At 49.1% G+C, this 19,125-nt stretch carries 16 protein-coding genes and 1 riboswitch; of the genes, 5 read left to right on the top strand and 11 right to left on the bottom strand.

Going from position 1 to position 19,125, the window contains the following annotated elements; translation table 11 throughout:
- Window positions 1-33 precede the first annotated feature (33 nt).
- Window positions 34-555 carry a hypothetical protein gene (locus tag DXA93_RS13875; RefSeq protein ID WP_119208593.1) on the bottom strand — a complete coding sequence of 174 codons (522 nt, stop codon included), beginning with the start codon at window positions 553-555 and terminating at the stop codon, window positions 34-36.
- A 219-nt stretch (window positions 556-774) separates the two neighbouring features.
- A riboswitch (PreQ1 riboswitch) is annotated at window positions 775-819 on the top strand.
- Window positions 820-847: 28 nt separating this feature from the next.
- On the opposite strand from DXA93_RS13875, the gene DXA93_RS13870 reads away from it, so the two are divergent.
- Window positions 848-1,894: a nucleoside hydrolase gene (locus DXA93_RS13870; protein ID WP_119208591.1), complete on the top strand. Its 1,047-nt coding sequence runs from the start codon at window positions 848-850 to the stop codon at window positions 1,892-1,894.
- Window positions 1,891-2,502, top strand: a complete 612-nt coding sequence (locus DXA93_RS13865; protein ID WP_022463255.1) for an ECF transporter S component — start codon at window positions 1,891-1,893, stop codon at window positions 2,500-2,502. Before DXA93_RS13870 ends, DXA93_RS13865 begins: the two co-directional genes overlap by 4 nt.
- A gap of 152 nt (window positions 2,503-2,654) precedes the next feature.
- Here the strand turns inward: DXA93_RS13865 and DXA93_RS13860 are convergent, their stop codons facing one another.
- On the bottom strand, window positions 2,655-4,664 hold the full coding sequence (locus DXA93_RS13860; RefSeq protein WP_119208589.1) for a glycoside hydrolase family 127 protein: 2,010 nt from the start codon (window positions 4,662-4,664) through the stop codon (window positions 2,655-2,657).
- A 189-nt stretch (window positions 4,665-4,853) separates the two neighbouring features.
- Between DXA93_RS13860 and DXA93_RS13855 the strand changes: the two genes are divergently transcribed.
- Entirely contained in the window at window positions 4,854-5,786 is a 933-nt protein-coding gene (locus DXA93_RS13855) for an AraC family transcriptional regulator (RefSeq protein ID WP_119208587.1), read from the top strand.
- A gap of 362 nt (window positions 5,787-6,148) precedes the next feature.
- Here DXA93_RS13855 and DXA93_RS13850 read toward each other — a convergent pair whose 3' ends face one another.
- A complete protein-coding gene (locus tag DXA93_RS13850; RefSeq protein WP_119208584.1) occupies window positions 6,149-9,247 on the bottom strand; it encodes a hypothetical protein in 3,099 nt (1,032 codons plus the stop codon).
- A 350-nt stretch (window positions 9,248-9,597) separates the two neighbouring features.
- On the opposite strand from DXA93_RS13850, the gene DXA93_RS13845 reads away from it, so the two are divergent.
- Complete coding sequence (locus tag DXA93_RS13845) at window positions 9,598-10,257, top strand: TetR/AcrR family transcriptional regulator (protein WP_117805062.1); 660 nt, start codon at window positions 9,598-9,600, stop codon at window positions 10,255-10,257.
- Window positions 10,258-10,463: 206 nt separating this feature from the next.
- Here DXA93_RS13845 and DXA93_RS13840 read toward each other — a convergent pair whose 3' ends face one another.
- Window positions 10,464-11,237 (bottom strand): SGNH/GDSL hydrolase family protein, encoded by a 774-nt coding sequence (locus tag DXA93_RS13840; RefSeq protein WP_119208582.1) that lies wholly within the window; start codon window positions 11,235-11,237, stop codon window positions 10,464-10,466.
- A gap of 351 nt (window positions 11,238-11,588) precedes the next feature.
- Here DXA93_RS13840 and DXA93_RS13835 point away from each other — a divergent pair, with 351 nt between their 5' ends.
- Window positions 11,589-12,509 carry an aldo/keto reductase gene (locus DXA93_RS13835; protein ID WP_117805060.1) on the top strand — a complete coding sequence of 307 codons (921 nt, stop codon included), beginning with the start codon at window positions 11,589-11,591 and terminating at the stop codon, window positions 12,507-12,509.
- 304 nt (window positions 12,510-12,813) lie between these two features.
- Here DXA93_RS13835 and DXA93_RS13830 read toward each other — a convergent pair whose 3' ends face one another.
- From DXA93_RS13830 to DXA93_RS13800, 7 genes are all read right to left on the bottom strand, one after another.
- Window positions 12,814-14,814 carry a glycoside hydrolase family 31 protein gene (locus DXA93_RS13830; protein ID WP_119208580.1) on the bottom strand — a complete coding sequence of 667 codons (2,001 nt, stop codon included), beginning with the start codon at window positions 14,812-14,814 and terminating at the stop codon, window positions 12,814-12,816.
- A 274-nt stretch (window positions 14,815-15,088) separates the two neighbouring features.
- Window positions 15,089-15,781 carry a 50S ribosomal protein L1 gene (gene rplA, locus DXA93_RS13825; RefSeq protein ID WP_022463246.1) on the bottom strand — a complete coding sequence of 231 codons (693 nt, stop codon included), beginning with the start codon at window positions 15,779-15,781 and terminating at the stop codon, window positions 15,089-15,091.
- 79 nt (window positions 15,782-15,860) lie between these two features.
- Window positions 15,861-16,286, bottom strand: coding sequence for a 50S ribosomal protein L11 (gene rplK / locus DXA93_RS13820; RefSeq protein ID WP_022463245.1), 426 nt, complete (start codon window positions 16,284-16,286; stop codon window positions 15,861-15,863).
- 72 nt (window positions 16,287-16,358) lie between these two features.
- The gene (gene nusG, locus DXA93_RS13815) at window positions 16,359-16,880 is read right to left on the bottom strand and encodes a transcription termination/antitermination protein NusG (RefSeq protein ID WP_022463244.1); all 522 of its coding nucleotides are present in this window, start codon (window positions 16,878-16,880) and stop codon (window positions 16,359-16,361) included.
- Between the two features lie 16 nt (window positions 16,881-16,896).
- Complete coding sequence (gene secE / locus DXA93_RS13810; protein ID WP_022463243.1) at window positions 16,897-17,097, bottom strand: preprotein translocase subunit SecE; 201 nt, start codon at window positions 17,095-17,097, stop codon at window positions 16,897-16,899.
- A gap of 21 nt (window positions 17,098-17,118) precedes the next feature.
- A complete protein-coding gene (gene rpmG / locus DXA93_RS13805) occupies window positions 17,119-17,268 on the bottom strand; it encodes a 50S ribosomal protein L33 (RefSeq protein ID WP_055219257.1) in 150 nt (49 codons plus the stop codon).
- Window positions 17,269-17,611: 343 nt separating this feature from the next.
- Entirely contained in the window at window positions 17,612-19,096 is a 1,485-nt protein-coding gene (locus DXA93_RS13800; protein ID WP_117509913.1) for a C69 family dipeptidase, read from the bottom strand.
- Window positions 19,097-19,125 lie beyond the last annotated feature (29 nt).

Here is a 19,125-nt window from a genome sequence, read left to right as displayed (position 1 = left end):
GCTTTCAGACTTCACCGGCTGCGGCGGGTCGCTTCAGCGATATAAAAACGAAACCGGCTGTTTGCGGAAATGATTTTTCAGACATACTCTAAAGCGGACGGTCTCGAAAGCCGGGCACGCATCACACCGTTTTGGTTTTTCCTCACTCTGTGCATTTCCCCAGAGCTCGCGCGCTTTTTCCTCTGCGCAGCCCCTGCACCAGGGAAACATACGGATGTTGCTGATGTAGAATCTTTGAAAGGTTATCTCATCGTTGTTGATGTCAAACTGCTGTTTTCCCGACAACTCCTCTACATGTTCCGCAATCCATGCCTTCTGCCCTTCTGTCGCCGGGTGTCCCGGTCCGCCGAGCACATAATCCATATCGGCATGGAGATTTTCCGGTTCACCTGGTTTGTGGAAGCCCACAAATAAAATATATCCCCGGCGCAAAAGCTCCTGAATCGGCTCGTCCGTCTGACCTTCCGGGCCTAGAATTGCCCGCGCGGTCTGCGCATGAAAATTTTCTGTTTTTGGATAGAATCTTCCCGTTGGTGCTAAAAATCCATCTGCCATGCTTTTATCTCCCATATATTCTCATATATTCTCATATATTCTCATATATTCTCATTTGTTCTACGCTTATATACCATACTCGATTTTTCTCCAACAGGCAAGGCTTGTTTTTACTGAATTCTTTTTACTCGATTCTTTTTGCTGGATTCTTTTTTGAATCTGTGCTATACTCATTCCCGTGCATTTATATAATCGGATTTTCCCGCCTTTTTACGGGTGTCCGGACTGGTTCGTGAACTTCCCAGTATAAAAAACCAAGTATCTCAAAATTTTCATCAAAGGAGATTGGAAAATGAATGCAAAAAAACTGATTATCGACTGTGATCCGGGCATCGACGATTCTCTCGCCCTGATGCTTGCCGCGGCTTCGAAAGAGCTGGATCTTGTCGGCATCACCACAGTCAGCGGAAATGTACCCGCTTCTATGGGCGCTAAAAATGCCCTCAAAATTCTTTCTATGATTGGAAAACCAGATGTCCCGGTTTATGTCGGCGAGGAGACGCCTCTGGTCCGCGACTACGTGGACGCGATGGACACCCACGGCATGGACGGTCTCGGCGAATCGGGCTGGCCGGATGCCGAAGGCCTTACGCCAAACAAGGACGCTGTTTCTTTCCTGATCGAAACCTTAAAAGCAACCCCTGATGTTACCATTCTTGCCCTCGGACCGATGACGAACCTTGCAAAAGTCATCTCCCGCGCACCGGAGTGCCTGACAAACCTGATGTCTCTTGTCTCCATGGGCGGAAGCTATAAGAGCCATGGAAACTGCTCCCCGGTTGCCGAGTACAATTACTGGTGCGACCCGGATGCCGCAGCCGAAGTATTCCGCGCGTTTTCCGAGCTGCCGCAGCTTGCAGGCAAAAAACTTCATATGATCGGGCTGGATGTCACACGAAAAATTGTCCTGACGCCGAATCTTGTGGAATATATGAAATGCGTAAATCCAGGAGTCGGAACCCGCATTGAGGAGCTGACGCGCTTCTACTTTGATTTCCACTGGAAGCAGGAAAAGGTCATCGGATGCGTGATCAACGATCCGCTCGCGGCCGCTTATCTTGTGGATCCGTCGCTCTGCAGCGGTTTTGATGCGTATACGCAGGTAGAAACCGGAGGTCTCTGCATCGGACAGACGGTTGTGGATGCCATGAATTTTTATCAGAAAGCACCGAACAGCCACATTCTGACGCAGGTCGATGTGCGCCGTTTCTTCCTGATGTTCTTTGAGCGCGTTCTCGGCGTGCCGCAGGAGGAATCCGCACCGGTTCTCGACCAGATTCTCACCGCACCGCCGGTCTTCCCACATGAGACGATGTTTCAGAAGGGAGGCGAGGCATGATGAATACTAACCGTACGTTAAAACTCACGACACTCGCGCTCTGCGGTGTCATCAATATTCTCGGCGGTACCATTGCTCTGCTGCTGCGTCTTCCGGTTTATCTGGACTCCATCGGAACAGTTCTGGCAGCCGCTCTGTTCGGACCTGCTGCAGGCCTCGTTCCGGGACTGATCTCCGGACTCATTTCCGGCATGACGAGTGATGTCTATGCGTTTTACTATATTCCGGTGCAGCTTGTCATCGGTCTCGTTGCCGGCCTTGTATTCCGCAGACTCCGCCCGTCCCATACGGCAGGATCCCGCAGCGAGAGTCTTTCCCTCCGCTCCATGGGCTGGAAGCTGTTTCCGGCAGCGCTTGTGATCTCACTTCCGGGTACTGTGGTAAGTTCCACAATCACCGCGGTTGTTTTCGGTGGAATTACTTCCTCCGGCTCCACTGTGCTGGTGCAGCTGCTTCACAGCCTCGGTATGAATCTGACTCTCTCTGTCTGCGTTGTACAGGCCATGACAGACTTTGTGGATCGAATGATTGTCCTTGCGGTCGTCCTCGTGATTCTGCCCGCCGTTTCTTCTGCTTTCGGCAGTCTTTCTATGAGAAGCAGAAAATAATCTGTACCAATAGCACAAAGAATCCTGCAAAAAATTCACTTTCTTTTTTGCAGGATTCTCATATTTTGGCATAACAAGAACTCCGGAAAAAAGGGGAGGCTGCATCAGGAGCCATCCCTTTTCCGGAGTTTTTTATTTCTTCTTTAATAAAATCATTCACATGCGCGGATCCATACCTGCATTTCGCCCTCACCTCGGTTGTTCCACATATAATATGGAATCAGCTTCAGTTTCGTCTTTTCCTCTTCCTCTTTCTGATACAGATGATACAACGGCTGTTTTTCCGCATCGCCCAGCTTCATGCGACGTCCCTCGGCCGTTACGCACACAAAGTGCTCGCCCAGCTCATCGGCTGCTTCTGCGGTTTTTTCACCATTCACACAGAGTTTTGTCAAATGCAGATTCTTTCCGTTGTCTGCTTCTTCCATACAGTAAACAACCGGTCCTCGTTTTACGGCAACACGGCCGGCGTCCTCGCGTACAAGCGGATTGGATGCCAGAAGCTGGATTTCCATCGGGAAGTTCAGGCGGATCGTCTCACCCTTCGCCCATACTTTTGTCACATACAGATACCCGTCTTTTTCTTCCACTTCTGCGCCTTTTGGAATCTCTTTTTCATAAGAAGCACACCATCCCGGGATGCGGAATGCAAAGGTGTACGGCTCTTTGGTATCGCTCTCGCAGGTCACGGAAACATGGCCGTCCCACGGGAATTCGGAAGTGATGGATGCTTTTACTTTTTCTCCTTCCACTGTTCCACCCATGTACAAGTGGACAAACAGGGTTGTGTCGTTTTCCGTGTATGCGTAAGATGCAACTGAGCTTACCGTTCTTGCCAGGTTCGGAGGGCAGCAGGCACAGCCGAACCATTTCTGACGGATCGGTTTTACATGGAATTTCCGCTCATCCTTGTGACATGCCTCCGGCAGTACCTCCAGCGGATTGACATAGAAGAAGCTCTTTCCGTCGAGCGCCATTCCGGAGAGAACGCCATTGTAGAGGGCTAATTCCATCACATCCGCGTACTCTGCTTTTGCCTGAATCTCCAGCATGCGGCGAGCAAAGAACACAAGACCGATGGATGCACAGGTCTCTGCGTAAGCGGTATCGTTTGGCAGGTCATAGTTGAAAGAGAATGCCTCTCCTATATGAGTGGCACCGATTCCGCCGGTGACGTACATTTTCTGATGCACCATGTTGTTCCAGAGAGTTTCACAGGCTTTCAGCAGGCTCTCATCCTGCGTTGCCCTTGCCACATCCGCCATGCCGGAATAGAGATATACGGCGCGTACGGAGTGCCCCTGCACCTCATCCTGCTGACGCACCGGGCGGTTTGCCTGATTGTAGCTATATCGTTCCTCGCCCTCCGGGCAGGTCAGACCGCGCTCGATATCGTAATAGTATGGTTTTGTTCCGCGCTCGTCGATGAAGTATTTTGCAAGATCGAGATACTTCTGCTCGCCGGTCAGATCATAGAGACGCATCAGAGCCATCTCTGCAATTTCGTGACCAGGATAACCCGCTTTTTTACCCTCGCCGTGACCGAGTTTGCTGGCAATAAAGTCCGCGAAACGCTCTGCTGCTTTTAAGAGACGGTCTTTTCCGGTCGCCTGATAATAGGCTACGGCGCCTTCCGTCAGATGACCGAAGCAGTACAGCTCATGGTTGTCCTTAAGGTTTGTAAAAATCATATCCTGATCGTTGATCAGATAGTAGGTATCGAGGTATCCGTCTTCTCTCTGTGCTGCGCAGACAGCTTCAATTGCTTCATCTGCCGTTTTTTCCAGCTCCGGATCGGGATGCTGTGTCAGGGAGTACGCAACTGCCTCCACCCATTTGGTAAAATCGGTATCCTGGAACAGGAAGCCATAAAATCTTCCGTCCATTTTGCCATCCTTCGGCAGTGTCTCAAAAGTATCCAGCGGATATTTGATCTGAACAAATTTGTCTCCTTTTGCTTTCCGCTCTTTTTCAACTTCACCGGCGCGGCGGTAGTTCCGCATACAGAAGCTCGGTGCTGCTCCCGGAACATTGTCATTTAAGGCATTCCACTGATACGGAATTACTTCGGTGCGGACAAGCTCCATCTCTTTTTTCCAGAATGCATCAGTAACCTGGACTTTTGCCAGGGATAATGGTTTGCTGAAGTTTTTCTGATCCATTTTTTCGGTCTCCTTTTTCGTTGTCTTCCGCCGCCTCCTGGTTTGAAAAAGATATTTTCCTTGCTTTCAGGGATGGGAAGCGTTACACTTCTTTTGACGGCTGTTTTCCTGTTTTTCTATAGTTTTATTTTAGCAAAACGGACCGCCGTTTAAAATACAAGAATGTTTGAAAAGGTTTGAAAAAGTCATATGATCTCTGTTTTATTTCCAGATGCCGCCTGTTTTACCTACGACCTCTGCGGCAAATTCCAGTCCCCGTCCCCGGAGTGGATGCACCTGACACGGAATCTCGTCAATTTTGAACTGATGGTTGTGACGGAAGGAACGCTTTTTATCGCGGACGAACGCCGCTCTTACGAGGTTCACCCCGGCGAATATCTTCTTTTGCCGCCGACCGTCCATCAGCATGGCTCGAAAAAGGGAAGCTGCTCTTTCTACTGGCTCCATTTTATCCCGGGTATCCCCTCCGCACCGATCGTCGCTCCTTCTGACCCGACCGCCGGATCGGTTCTGGATGAGTTTCATGCTGCACCGCCATCCTCCTACCGCCTTGAGGACCTCGCTCCCGCCCAGCTTCCATCCAACTACCCCGAAACGTTATGCATCCCGCGCCAGGGAACGCTTTCCTCCCCGAACCGCGTCATCATCCTCATGAAGCAGCTCCAGGACACTTCCCTGCGTTTCCACAACACGTTCCTCAACAACAGCCTGACTGCCGCTGTTCTCGGCGAAATCAACTGTCAGAGCCCCTTCTACCGCACCTACACTTCCGAAACGCAGCGGACGCAGATCCTGCAGGACATTATCAGCTACATCCAGTACCACAGCAGCGAGTCCCTCAAAGTCACCGAACTCGCCCGTTATTTCGGCTACAACGACAAATACCTCTCCTCCCTCTTCCACGAGGGCACCGGAATGACACTGAAGCAGTTCATCCTGAAATCCAAAACGGACAGCGCAATGGCTGAGCTGACGGACACGAATCACACTGTCTCTCAGATTGCCTATAACGTTGGATTTCAGGATGCGCATAATTTTTCCACGGCTTTCCGAAAGCTCACCGGGATGACGCCGGGACAGTACCGGAAGAGTTATGGGAACCGGAAACTTTCTTTTGAATAGGACGGGAGGATACGACCCCCAGGCACCGCGGGGGGCGGACGCTCCGCTGCGCCTGGGGACCCATCTACGTTTTGGCGGACGGAAGTGATTTACTCAATGGATGGATTCACTTATTCTTTAGAAATTTACTGTTTCTTTTAGAAAATAGACATACTTTGCTCACATTTCTTCACTATACTATATCTCAGATAGTTGATGAACCACTCAAAACTATCTCCCCCCTCATTATGAAAGAGCAGCCCGCATATCCGCGGGCTGTTCTTATTTTTTGTCTTTTTGCACCCCACCTAACGTAAATGCCGCCTGCGGTCGGGGAAAATATCCCGACCGCAGGCGGCCTCACAATCTACCGTGGAATCACATTACTCTTCCGCAGCTTCAATTGCTGCAGTCTCGATAATAAATTTCACGCTTCCATCCATTCCATTTGCCTTACCACTGTAAGAAGTATAAGCACATTTATCCGAATTCAGCGCCTGAATCCGATCCAGTACATCTCCCAGATCATCCTCAAAGGTACTCTTCAGCTTGCTGGTACCCTCTTCTTCAAACTTCTTCGTACCGTCAGCCAGTTCTTTCGCCCCATCGGACAGCTCGTCAATACCATCAACAACCTTGCTGCTTCCCGATTTCAGATCAGAAGCTCCGCTTGCCAGAGAAGAAGTTCCATTTGCCAGTGTAGAAGCTCCGCTCGCCAGCGTAGATGCTCCGCTTGCCAGCGTAGAAGCTCCGCTGTTCAGTTCAGAAGCTCCGCTTGCCAGGGAAGAAGTTCCATTTGCCAGTGTGGAGGCTCCGCTTGCCAGCTGGGATGCTCCGCCTGCTACCTGAGAAGCACCGCTTCTTAAGCTTCCGCTGTTTGCAGAAAGTTTTGCAGATCCATCGCTTAACTGGCTTCCCAGCTGTCCAAGACCTGCGGTCAGCTGTGTCGTGCCGCCCTGCAGAGTCGTAACACCCTCAACCAGAGCCGGTGCATTTGCTTTCAGCTGGCTTGCGCCGGAAAGCAGCGTATCATTGTAAGCACTCAGCTGAGTAAATCCTGCGTTCAATGCATTGATGCCTGCTGTTGCTTTTGCAAAACTCTCATTTGTGCTGCTGTACAGCTGGCTCACACCTGCGGACAGAGTATCGATGCCCTTGTACAGAGTGCTTCCGCCTGCATCAAGCTGTGCCACACCTGCGGTCAGTTTCTGCATTGCACCAAGATTCTGCTCAACAACTGCTTTATTATCGGTGATGGTCTGCATCTGTTTCTTCATGGTCTCAAGCTGCGGCATCAGAGCTGCAACCGTCTTCTGCAGATCACTGTATCGGCTCTTGATGTCGCTCATCTTCTGCTGCATTGCTGCAAGACCGGAGAGATCCGGGCGCTCGATTTCGAAGTTCAGTTCCGGAAGGGTAATCTGCGGAGCTGTAACCGGAGTAACCGAAACGGTTCCGGCGGAAGCGGAAACGCTGACACTTCCGATCTGGTTTCTTGCTTTACTTAAGGAATCGGCAAGCTCTGTATTTCCAGCGCTCTTAGCTGCGGAAATCTGTGCATCCAGTGTAGCTGCTGCTGCAGAGAGCTGATCATTTGCCTGTTTTGCTGCATCGGCGGATGCCTGGCTTGCTGCTGTATCAGCTGCGCTCTGTGCTGCTGCTGTTGCTTCCTGGTTCAGCTGTGCTGCTGCTCCGTCTGCCCATGCCTGAACCTGTGCTGCCATCTGGGTTCCCATCTGCGTTGCCTGATTCGTGATCTGTGCCTCCAGACCGCTTAAGTAGCTCTCAAGTCCTTTGGACAGCGTATCCATCTGGCTCATCAGCTCGCTGCCGTTTGTCATCATGCTGTTGACAGATCCTGCGATTGTGGTGTTCAGAACCCCGGAGAGTGCCTCGGTCTCGGAGATCAGGGTAGAACCGGTGCTGGTCATACCGTCTACCATCGTCAGAAGGCTCTGTACATCGGTGCTCTGCAGCTGCTCGTTCAAACTGGTCAGTCCTTCGGAGAGTTGTTTTGCTCCTGCTAAAATATCATTCTCATCTTTTCCGTCGAGTGCTACGTTCAGTGTTGCGATTGCACTGTTTACCTCGGTCAGGCCGTCTGCCAGAGGCTGAAGCTGCTCAGCGCCTGCTGCAAGCTGTTTCTCGCCTGCTACATAAGAAGCAACGCCGTCGGACAGCTGTGTTGTTCCGTCGGTGTACTGTTTTACGCCTGCAACGACTTTATTCACACCGTTTACATACTCGGTTACGCTTCCAGTCAGCACACCGTTCTTTCCAAGATACGTCTGGATTGCTTTATTCAGGGTATCAGCGCCCTCGGTGTAGGAGTTTACGCCGCTTGCCAGGGAAGAAGCTCCGCTGCTTAAGGTGGATGCTCCGTTGGACAGGGTAGCTGCTCCGCTGTTTAAGGTAGAAGCTCCGCTGTTCAGAGTAGAAGTTCCGTTTGCCAGAGTCGATGCTCCGCTTGCCAGTGTGCCGGCTCCGCTTGCCAGTGTGCCGGCTCCGCTGTTCAGCTCGTCAGCGCCGTCTTTTAACGTTCCGATACCGTCATCCAGCTCTTTGTAGCTGTCTTTTAAAGTATCCACACCATCGGAGAGTGCCTTGGAACCGTCAACCAGTTCCATTGCAGCATCCTCAAGATCACTCAGTGCATCCTTCAGATCATCGTATCCGGTGATGTTGTCGGTATCGATGGTGTCGAGAACATCGTCAAGTGCAACGGTGAAGGTAGAATCCAGAGAGAAGTTCTCCACATCTGCAGTGATCTCCAGGCTTTCCGGCAGTTCGAAATCGCTGTCACCGGATACCAGATCTTCAAGGGAATCGGAATTTAATCCCAGGCTTTCCTGCAGGCCCGGCATACCAAATCCGATTACGATGTTTCTGCTTCCATCGGAAATGACTTTACCATTGTCGATCTTGACATTGGAGAAAGTATCCTGCGGAAGAATCATTCCGGTCATCAGGACGAATGGGGTGTACATCGTCTCTTTCTTGCCATTGATGTCAACCGTTGTCTTTGTGTTGTTTGTATAGTCAACTTTGATTTTCAGTTTTCCGCTCTTTCCGGCCAGGTCATCCGGTTTGATTTCCTTGCCGTCCAGATAATAGGTGAACTTCACGGAAACCGGAGGTTCTTTTGTGGTTGTTCCCTGATAATAGATATCCTCGCCGTCTGTCTGCCAGGTCAGCTCGTTTCCGCTCTGGGTGAACTCCTCGTCGCCCTTTACGTTTTTGATATCCTTCAGTTCACTCTCATCTTTCAGGTTCTTTTCCGTTCCTGCGTTCTTCAGCCAGTTGGATACGGTGATCTGATCTTCCGATCCGTCTGCATTTGCATTTACATATACGATTTCTTCTTTGGAAACCGCTGCGTCCTCTCCTGTCGCTGCATAAACCGGAGCAGCTCCCATAACAGCAGCCATACCAACAGCAAGACCAGACATCATCTGTTTTCTCAGTTTTCTGTTTCTATTCATTGTGATAAACTTCCTTTCTGTGGTTTTTATAATGGTTTTTTATGATGAAATCCAGGATCATAAGAGAAGTAAAACCCGCTCGGAGTAAGATACTGCGGGATACTGTTTCCCTCAGATCGAGGATGTTTTTCCTATGCCTTTCAATCATCTAATGTTATAACGCAAAAATGACTCTTAGTCAACATTAAATACTGCACAAAATTGACGATCGGTCATTTTTTTCTTCGTGCATAGTCACAAAAATGAGAAAATTAGTCATTTTCCCTTTGACAGTTTCCATGCATTCTAACTATAATTATAGTTAAGTAAATGACACATGATCTGATATCTTTCAGGAAAGGAGACTCTCTGTGGGAAAAATTGACAACAACAAACAAATGAAACGTGAGTCCCTTCTGGACTCTGCTTTCTCACTTTTTATCAACAACGGCTTCAGTAAAACATCCATTTCGGATATCGTGAATAACGCCGGCGTTGCAAAAGGTACCTTCTATCTTTATTTCAAAGATAAGTACGATATTCGGAATCATCTGATTGCACATAAGGCGAGTCAGGTATTTCAGGCCGCCTACACAGATCTGCTGCGCCACCCGGATATCCGTGATTTTGAAGAGCAGGTGCTTTTTATCACCGACAATATCCTCGACCAGTTTGCCGCCAACCACAGCCTCGTGACGCTGATTTCCAAGCATCTGAGCTGGGGATTCTTCAAAAACTCTCTTACCTTTGCTCCGTTTGCCGACACGCCGGCCATCTACACCATCTATGAATCTCTGCTCTCTCATGCAGCATATACGTATCGCTCACCGGAGCTGATGTTCTATATGATTCTGGAGCTTGTAAGCGGTACAAGCTACAATGCTATCCTGTACCAGCAGCCGGTTCCGCTTGAAGAACTAAAGCCGGAGCTCTACGCTGCCATTCGGGGCATTTTCAAGCAGTTCCGAATCCGGAAGAAACGGAAAACCACGGAAAATGCAGGCGCGAATCCCGACTCACTGCTCTCGTAAACAAGAAAGAATCCTGCTTTGCAGGATTCTCCGCCTGCGGCGGGTCGCTTCAGCGACATAATTCCCGTCCGCCGCAGTGCGATCCTGCCCGGAGGGCTTTTTTAATTTACAGGAAAATTCAACGAAGTTTCCTGTAAATCAAAAAAATACTTTCGCGGAATCTTTTCAAAAGAAACCACGAAAGTATTTTTTATTTTTCTCTTTGCCTATACCTGCTGTTCCAGATACTCACCAATCCGCTGTTCCATCACAGGCACCAGCCACTCGGCATAGCCGGCCTTCATCGGATGAATCGGATCCTGAAGATACAGTTTTCGTTTTTCCGGGGAAACACGGTTGATTCGTTCGTCATTCCAGAAATCGATCACACCGATCTGCCATTTTTCCTGAATTTTCAGAAGCGCCTCTACCATCTTCGCGTACGGCTCGGAATCATACTGTGGATTCGTATAGAACATCACCGGGCAATGCCACGTTTCTTTTGCATATGCAATGATATACTCAATCGCGCCGCAGACACTTTCGACATCGAAGCTCTCCAGATCGCAGGATTCCGAAATTTCACCGAGCGGGCTGTTGCGTGTTGCATCGTTCGTGGACAGCTGGCAGATAAAAAGATCCACCTGTTGCTTTGGATCAAGCTTGTCGCGCATACGCTCGATGTAGGAATCCTCACCATTATCAATCAGCGTGGTTCCGTTGACCGCTTCTTTGATGCAGGTACAGCTGTCTTTCTTCGCTATGTACTCCGCAAACGAATTGTTGTGGGCAGCAAAGCCCTTCGTCACGGAGGATCCCAAAAATACAACTGTTTTTCCTTTTAACGGACTTGTTTTTTTAAACGGAATACGGGAAACATCGTATCGGACGGAATTTCCCTTTTTAAAATAACCTGTTTTCTTATTCATGCTATATATGCCGCCCACAGCTAAGGCTGCGCCTCCTGCGGCCAGGATTCCGGCTATTATTTTTGCATCCATCGCAAAACCTCCATTATCTGAGTCAATACCACTTCGCAGATCCTGTCGGATCTTTTTTTCGAATACCCCTATCTTACATCATTTTTCTGAAAATGCAAGTAAACTTTGTTGTCGATTTTGTTCCGATTTTGTTAACAAAATACGGATTTTCTGTGTTCTGGTCGAATTCTGATCGATTCCGGCGATTTTTTTATTCTCTTTTCCTCAAAAACCATTGACTTTCAAGTGCACTTAAATGATATATTAAAAGCAACGTAATTACTATTCTTTCTGTACTTCCAGAGTCCTTCCACGCCTGCTTTACGAAAACCTCTGCGAATACAGAAGCATTGCAAAGGAGAAAATTCTACTATGAAAGAAACAATTTTAGGCAATCACCTGCGAAAAGTTCCTTCCATTGCAGTCGGATGCATGCGGCTTTCCGAAAAATCGAAGGACGAGATGAATCATTTTATCCACTCCGCGCTGGAGCAGGGCGCATATTTCTTTGATCACGCGGATATCTACGGCGGCGGCATGAGCGAGACTGTGTTCGGTGAGGCATTTTCCGGCGATCCGTCCCTGAAACGGGAGGATATTTTTCTCCAGTCCAAATGCGGCATCCGCCAGGGCTGCTATGATCTGTCGAAAGACCACATCCTGGAATCTGTCGATGGTATTTTAAAACGTCTGCAGACGGATTACCTCGATCTTTTGCTGCTCCACCGGCCGGATGCGCTCGTAGAACCAGAAGATGTAGCTGCCGCCTTTGATGTTCTGTTTGAGAGCGGAAAGGTCCGCCATTTCGGTGTTTCCAACCACAAGCCGATGCAGATTGCACTGCTGCAGAAATATGTCCGCCAGCCACTCGTTGCCAATCAGGTACAGTTCAGCATTCCGGTTTCCAACCTTGTTGCAAATGGCATGGAAGTGAACATGGAAACACCGGGTTCGGTTGACCACGATGGCAGTCTGCTCGATTACTGCCGTCTGCACGATATTACCCTGCAGGCATGGTCTCCGTTCCAGATGCCATCATGGAAAGGATGTTTTCTTGGAAGCGACGAGTACCCGGAACTGAACCGGAAAATCCGTGCACTGGCCGAAAAATACAGCGTCAGTGATACCACGATTGCGGCAGCGTGGATTCTGCGCCACCCGGCAAATATGCAGCTTGTCACAGGTACGGCAAGCGAAAACCGCCTGAAAGAGATTATCGCGGCATGTGCTATTACGCTGACGCGGGAAGAATGGTATGAGCTGTATCTGGCGGCAGGCCATCCGCTTCCGTAAGTTTTTCTGTCCGCCTGCCCGTATGCGGAACAAAGCTAAAATCCGTTTTTCGGATCCGTGATTGATTTATAACATCGGAAAAGCATTCCTTTGGATCTTGTCGATCTTCCGGAATGCTTTTCCCTTTTTCCTTTTCTTTTTTCATGCAGCTATCTGCAATCCGCATTTACTGCCTGCCCATAACCAAATAACTGCTCCGCAGTTTATCAGAAGAAGCTTGCATTCCTCCTGATACAGGCAAGTCCCCAACCACTGCTTATTACTTTTCGTACTCGAAGCAGGTGACTTACTTGATTCGGTTAAATCAGATCTCTCCCACCAGATATCCCTGTTTTCCGTTGCGAAGGAAAACAGGCAGTGTTTCGATCGGCGCCTCAATTTCATAGGCTTTTCCGCCCTCATAAACATCACCGGTATTTGCCAGCGTCCAGGACGCACCGGCCGGCAGATAAACGGTACGGCTCGTTGCTTTTGGCCGGACAATCGGTGCTACAAGGATGTCGGAGCCGAACATGTAAGCATCGGAGATATCCCAGCACGCTGCATCCTCCGGGAACTCATAGAACATCGTTCTCATGACCGGTGTTCCTTTTTCGTGTGCTTCTGCCATCAGGCTTCTCGTGTAATCGCGCATTTTTTCGCGGACACCGATGAATTTTGTCAGGATTTCATAATTTTTCTCTCCGAAGCTCCATACCTCGTTGTCAGCTCCGGTTCCCTCACGCACTTCGCCAGCCTTGTTGATGATCTCTTCTCTTGGTCCCCGGTTTCCGTGAATACGCATAACCGGGCAGAAGGTGCCAAACTGGAACCAGCGCACAAGCAGCTCCTGAAAGTCCGGATCTTCGGTCACACCGCCGTGGAATCCACCGATATCAGTCGTCCACCACGGAATACCGCAAAGTCCCATATGAAGACCTGCACAGATCTGTTTGCGGAAATCCTCGTAGGTTGAGAAAATATCGCCGGACCACACAAGGGCTCCGTATTTCTGGCTTCCGAGCCATGCGCAGCGGACGAGGTTGACAATATCCTCCTGGCCGCTCTCTTTCTGGCCCTCGTAGAACATACGGGAATACTCTCTTGGATAAATATTTCCGATCTCTTCCACCGGGCCTGCGGCGTAGCGGTAGCACTCGTACTCATAGGTTGAAAACTCCGGCTCTGCCTCATCCAGCCAGAAGGTGTGGATGCCGAGATCTGCATAATTTTTCTTTACTTTCTCCCATACATACTTTCTTGTTCTCGGATTTGTTGCATCCAGGAAGACATTATTTCCATGGAACAGCATCTGTACATCAACACCTGCGTTGCTCTTCACAAGGAGTCCCTGCTGTTTCATTTCTTCGTAATTCTCGCTTCTCCAGTCGATCTGCGGCCAGATGGAAACCATCGTCTCGATGCCCATCTCATGCAGCTCGTCGATCATTGCTTTCGGATCCGGGAAATATTCTTCATCAAAACGATAATCACCGCATCTTGGCCAGTGATAATAGTCGATGACAAAGACATCCAGCGGAATGCCGCGTTTTTTGTACTCGCGTGCCACATTCAGTACCTGCTCCTGATTGTAGTAGCGCAGTTTGCACTGCCAGAAGCCAAGGCCGTACTCCGGCATCATCGGAACTTTACCAATGGCATCTGCAAAGTGCTCTTCAATTTCCGCCGGGGTATCACCTGCGGTTACCCAGTAGTCGAGCTGCTTTGTGGTGCGTGCCAGCCATTCCGTTGTGTTTGTTCCGAAATGAACCTCACCGACTGCTGCATTGTGCCACAGGAAGCCGTAGCCAAGGCTCGATACATAAAACGGAATGCTCGCCTGCGAATTGCGGTGCGCCAGTTCCAGGTTGCATCCCTTCAGGTTCATTCGCTCCTGCTGATACTGTCCCATACCGTAAATCTTCTCATCCGGGTTGGAATCGAAGGATACTTTCAGCTGATAAGCGCCGCCCTTCAATGCACGGTAATCGTGTGCGCGCAGGCAGAGTGCTCCGCCGTTCGCGATCTCGGAGAGCAGCACCTCGCCCTTCTGATTCAGGAACGTAATCCGAAGCTTCTGTCCCCACGGCTGAAGCTCGAGAACCGCCTGGATTTTACCGTTTTTGATCGTCGCTTTCCGTTCATCCACCAGCTCAATTTCCGCTTCCACCGGTTCCGGATCAAGCAGTGCAATGCTTCCCTCTTCTATCTCCGAAAGAAGCGTACCTCTCACCCGAAGACTGTCCTTCTGCCACGGCTCCATTCGGACCGTCTCCCCATCCTGCCGGAAAATCAGCGCATTTCCCTGTTTTTCAAAATACTGCATAAAAACCTCCCTTTCCATCCCCCGCCGCCCCATAAGCGCACGCGGGCTCTGCTGTTTTCGTTTGCTTTCTACTTAGTATTATACTAACATTTCGGGCAGAATACTTGATCTTAATTTTCATGTTCTAACACTATTTTGATCTTTTTCAATTATTTCCCATTGAAATAAAGCTCTTTCTTAAGGAATCGGAATTCGCCTTTCCCCTGCGTCCGTTTTTCAACGCAAAGAACCCCCGGAGCCATTACAGCCCCGGGGGTTCTCAGTATTTCATTTATTATGCAAGCTTCAAAGTATTAACCTTAACTCCAGGTCCCATAGTAGGAGCCAGAGTAACGCTCTTCAGGTACTGTCCCTTCAGAGTAGCCGGTTTTGCTTTGTTGATTGCACCGATCAGCGTCTGGAAGTTGTCGCTTAACTGCTCCTCAGTAAAAGAAGCTTTTCCGATTGGCACGTGGATAATGTTTGTTTTGTCAAGACGATACTCAATCTTACCTGCTTTGATCTCTTTAACGGCTTTGGTAACATCCATAGTTACGGTACCAGCCTTCGGGTTTGGCATTAAACCTTTCGGTCCAAGTACACGGCCCAGACGACCAACAACACCCATCATATCCGGTGTAGCAACAACAACGTCGTAATCAAACCAGCCATCGTTCTGGATTCTCGGGATCAGCTCCTCTGCTCCAACGAACTCTGCACCTGCTGCAACAGCCTCATCAGCTTTTGCGCCTTTTGCGAAAACAAGGACACGAACCTGTTTTCCTGTTCCGTGCGGCAGAACAACTGCGCCACGGATCTGCTGGTCTGCGTGACGTCCGTCACAACCAGTTTTGATGTGAACTTCGATTGTCTCGTCAAATTTAGCAGTAGCTAATTTCTTAACTGTGGAAATAGCATCTGCCGGATCGTACTGAATGCTACGATCAACTGCTTTTGCAGCCTCTAAATATTTCTTACCATGTTTCATTGTCTAATAACCTCCTGGTGGTAGTTGCGGGAATCTCCCTCCCACGTCAATACGAGAAGATGTAAACTCTTCTTCTAAATTAGTCCTCTACAACGATACCCATACTTCTTGCGGTACCTGCGATCATGCTCATAGCTGCCTCAACAGTTGCTGCATTCAGATCTGGCATCTTCATCTCTGCGATCTCACGAACTTTGTCCTTAGAGATAGTAGCAACTTTCGTTTTGTTCGGAACGCCGGAACCAGATTTCAGGTTGCAGGCTTTCTTAAGCAGAACTGCTGCCGGAGGAGTTTTGGTTATGAAGCTGAAACTTCTGTCTGCATATACAGTGATAACTACAGGGATGATCAGGTCTCCCTTATCTGCTGTTCTTGCGTTGAACTCTTTGGTAAACTGTACGATGTTTACTCCGTGCTGTCCAAGTGCAGGTCCAACCGGTGGTGCTGGTGTTGCTTTACCAGCAGGAATCTGTAATTTGATATATCCTGTAACTTTCTTTGCCATTTTACGGCACCTCCTAAATAAATGTGGTAATTGCGGGAATTTCCCTCCCACGAAACGCCCCTGGGGCATTTCTTACATCTTCTTGACTTCTGCGAAACTTATTTCTACCGGCGTTTCGCGGCCGAACAGCTCAACATTGATGGTAACCATCTGTTTTGTATCGTTGATACTCTGAATCAGTCCGGTTGTATCCTTCCATGCGCCGCCTGTTACAACGACTGCATCGCCGACTTCAAGGTCAAGCTCAACCTTTTCCTCACCACCGGTGATTCCAAGGTTCACCATTTCCTCATCCGTAAGCGGTACCGGCTTGGATCCCGGTCCTACGAAGCCCGTAACACCTCTGGTATTGCGGACAACATACCAGGTATCGTCGTTCATGATCATGTTGATCAGAACGTAGCCCGGAAACAATTTCCGGAGTACCTGTTTCTTGGTTCCGTTCTTGACTTCAACAACTTCTTCCATAGGAACACGTACTTCCAAAATCTGATCCTCAAGATGACGGTTCTCAATTGTTTTCTCAATATTGGCTTTTACTTTGTTTTCATAGCCCGAATAGGTGTGGACTACATACCAGTTTACTTCTGACATTCTGACACCTTTATCCTTATTTGATCAATAAATTGACGAACTCGATTACAGCGCTGTCAACCAGGGTGATTAACCCGCAGGTTACTGCAGAGATCGCTACGACTGCAACGGTCTGCTTGCCCAGCGTTTTGTTGTCAACCCAGATGATTTTTCTGAACTCTGCTTTCAAGCCCTTGAACCAGCTCTTTTTGGATGCTTTTTTTTCAGTTTCTGCCATTGGATCACCTCTTACCAAAGATTATTTGGTTTCTTTGTGCATTGTGTGCTTTTTGCAGAATCTGCAGTACTTCTTTGTCTCCATTCTCTCAGGATGGTTCTTTTTCTCTTTTGTCATGTTGTAATTACGCTGTTTGCATTCAGTACATGCCAATGTGATTTTTACGCGCACGACTTCCACCTCCACTGTGTATTTGCGTTATCGCTTGTGATCCTTGCGGATCAGCGGCGGTCTCTTCATTTCTGCCCTGTTTTTGCTGCTCGTACTTCAGCAATTTCAGGCATAAAAAAAAGACCTTCTTCCATGTCGCTGGTTTATTGTAGCACAGGAACTGCCTGTTGTCAACAAAATTCACCAAAGTACGCTGAGATTTTTTATCAGGATCGTATCGTTCACCGGTGTCCGGCGAACTGTAACACCCTGTTTGTTCGAGGCGGTTCCGGACAGGAAATGATTCTGCGCGCAATTTTTCCTGCGCGCAGAACCATTCTCTTATTCTTTCCCTTAAAAAGCCTTACGCATCCGATCTGGAATACGCGTTTTTCATCTGGTTGCTGAGTTCAAAGAGTACCTTGTGCAGTGTTGCACCCGTCTCTTTTTTCAGCATTTCAGCCATTTTGTTGTTTGCTTCTTCTCTCAATTGTGTCTGTTTTGTTTCGTCTGTCTCCCCTGCAAGCAGCGCATCGTACTGATGGATCAGTGCATGGCCTTTTGCCATCACCTTTTCCTGATACCGTTCAATGTGGAAGATAGAAGACTTATAGGACGCATCTGCCATTGCTGCTATCATGCGGCTTGCCCAGTAGAAATTATCTGTGGAAACCTCTCCCGTTGTGTTGGAAAGATACTCCGGTGTTGTCGTCACATCGGTGTAGAACGGAACCAGCACATTGAATGTATTTGACGCAAATGCAATCCACTGCAAAATGCCGTTGTCTCCTTTGTGATCCGGGCGCATCTGGATGACAGAAAGGAAATCGGTCCGGTTGACACCGATGGAGCGATATGCTCCCTTCCACGATTTATCGCCGTATGCGGCATACGGGTCGTACGGTGTTCCCTGATAGTGGGAGGACAGTACGTATTTCACATCCTCTACGGTGATCTTCTTCTCCGGAACCATCATCCACGGAATATCGTCGGATACCGGTGTGTAATCGGCATCCGGTCCGTCCCATTTTTTCGTGTGCGGGTTCAGACAGCGCTCCATGAACCAGGCACGCGGTGTATTGTAAACGTGATCGGAATCATCGTGGCTTCCGAAGGCATCGCGCGGATTAAAATTTCCATCCATAGAAAGATCCAGATGATATGTTTCAATAAATTCTTTCAAGTCTGCTGAGCACATATATTCCTTCTGTTCGCCGAGTGCATCCTCCAGATCAAAATGGTCGATGCCAAGCTGGTTCGGCATGGCCACATAATGGTCATCCGGCACTTTCACTGCCATCCAGTGATGGCCGCCGATCGTCTCCAGCCACCAGATCTCATCGTGGTCCTGAAATGCAATGCCGTTCATCTCGTATGTACCGTACTGCTCCAGCAGGCTGCCAAGTCTTTTGACACCTTCTCTGGCGCTTTTAATATAAGGAAGAACAATATAAACGAGGTCCTCCTCGCCGATTCCGCCCGGAACCTCTTCTTTTCCGTCTTCCGCCGGCTGATAAACGACAAGCGGATCAGCACCCAGCACACGCGGATTCGATGTGATTGTCTCGGTCGCAGTCATGCCGACCTGCGCTGCATTCACGCCGCTTGCCGCCCAGACACCCTCGCCTTTTTCTGCGTTTGGCACTGCAGTGTACCGCATCGGATTGTCCGGAAGCTCAATGGTCAGATGAGAAATCTCGGTTTTATAGGTTCTCGGCTGCTCCTCCGGGTGAATCACTACAAATTTTTTCGATGTATAATGGCCTGCACCAGAATCGTCGTTTCGCGCGATCATGGTGGAACCGTCATACGATGCTTTCTTTCCAACTAAAATGGTTGTACAAGGCATAGCTATAGCCCTCCTTTTGCTGTCTTATG

This window comes from Blautia sp. OF09-25XD, assembly GCF_003482095.1.
GTDB classification, from domain to species: domain Bacteria; phylum Bacillota; class Clostridia; order Lachnospirales; family Lachnospiraceae; genus Fusicatenibacter; species Fusicatenibacter saccharivorans.
Note: the sequence above shows the minus strand (reverse complement) of the source record. Positions and strands in the feature narration are given on the sequence as shown.

Bases quoted from the DNA above. Each gene is read 5' to 3' on its own strand.
- DXA93_RS13855 (WP_119208587.1), top strand. From the start codon at position 4,854: ATGATCTCTGTTTTATTTCCAGATGCCGCCTGTTTTACCTACGACCTC.
- DXA93_RS13830 (WP_119208580.1), bottom strand. From the start codon at position 14,814: ATGCAGTATTTTGAAAAACAGGGAAATGCGCTGATTTTCCGGCAGGAT.
- secE (WP_022463243.1), bottom strand. From the start codon at position 17,097: ATGGCAGAAACTGAAAAAAAAGCATCCAAAAAGAGCTGGTTCAAGGGC.
- rplK (WP_022463245.1), bottom strand. From the start codon at position 16,286: ATGGCAAAGAAAGTTACAGGATATATCAAATTACAGATTCCTGCTGGT.
- rplA (WP_022463246.1), bottom strand. From the start codon at position 15,781: ATGAAACATGGTAAGAAATATTTAGAGGCTGCAAAAGCAGTTGATCGT.
- DXA93_RS13870 (WP_119208591.1), top strand. From the start codon at position 848: ATGAATGCAAAAAAACTGATTATCGACTGTGATCCGGGCATCGACGAT.
- DXA93_RS13835 (WP_117805060.1), top strand. From the start codon at position 11,589: ATGAAAGAAACAATTTTAGGCAATCACCTGCGAAAAGTTCCTTCCATT.
- DXA93_RS13850 (WP_119208584.1), bottom strand. From the start codon at position 9,247: ATGAATAGAAACAGAAAACTGAGAAAACAGATGATGTCTGGTCTTGCT.
- DXA93_RS13875 (WP_119208593.1), bottom strand. From the start codon at position 555: ATGGCAGATGGATTTTTAGCACCAACGGGAAGATTCTATCCAAAAACA.
- DXA93_RS13840 (WP_119208582.1), bottom strand. From the start codon at position 11,237: ATGGATGCAAAAATAATAGCCGGAATCCTGGCCGCAGGAGGCGCAGCC.
- DXA93_RS13865 (WP_022463255.1), top strand. From the start codon at position 1,891: ATGATGAATACTAACCGTACGTTAAAACTCACGACACTCGCGCTCTGC.
- nusG (WP_022463244.1), bottom strand. From the start codon at position 16,880: ATGTCAGAAGTAAACTGGTATGTAGTCCACACCTATTCGGGCTATGAA.
- DXA93_RS13800 (WP_117509913.1), bottom strand. From the start codon at position 19,096: ATGCCTTGTACAACCATTTTAGTTGGAAAGAAAGCATCGTATGACGGT.
- DXA93_RS13860 (WP_119208589.1), bottom strand. From the start codon at position 4,664: ATGGATCAGAAAAACTTCAGCAAACCATTATCCCTGGCAAAAGTCCAG.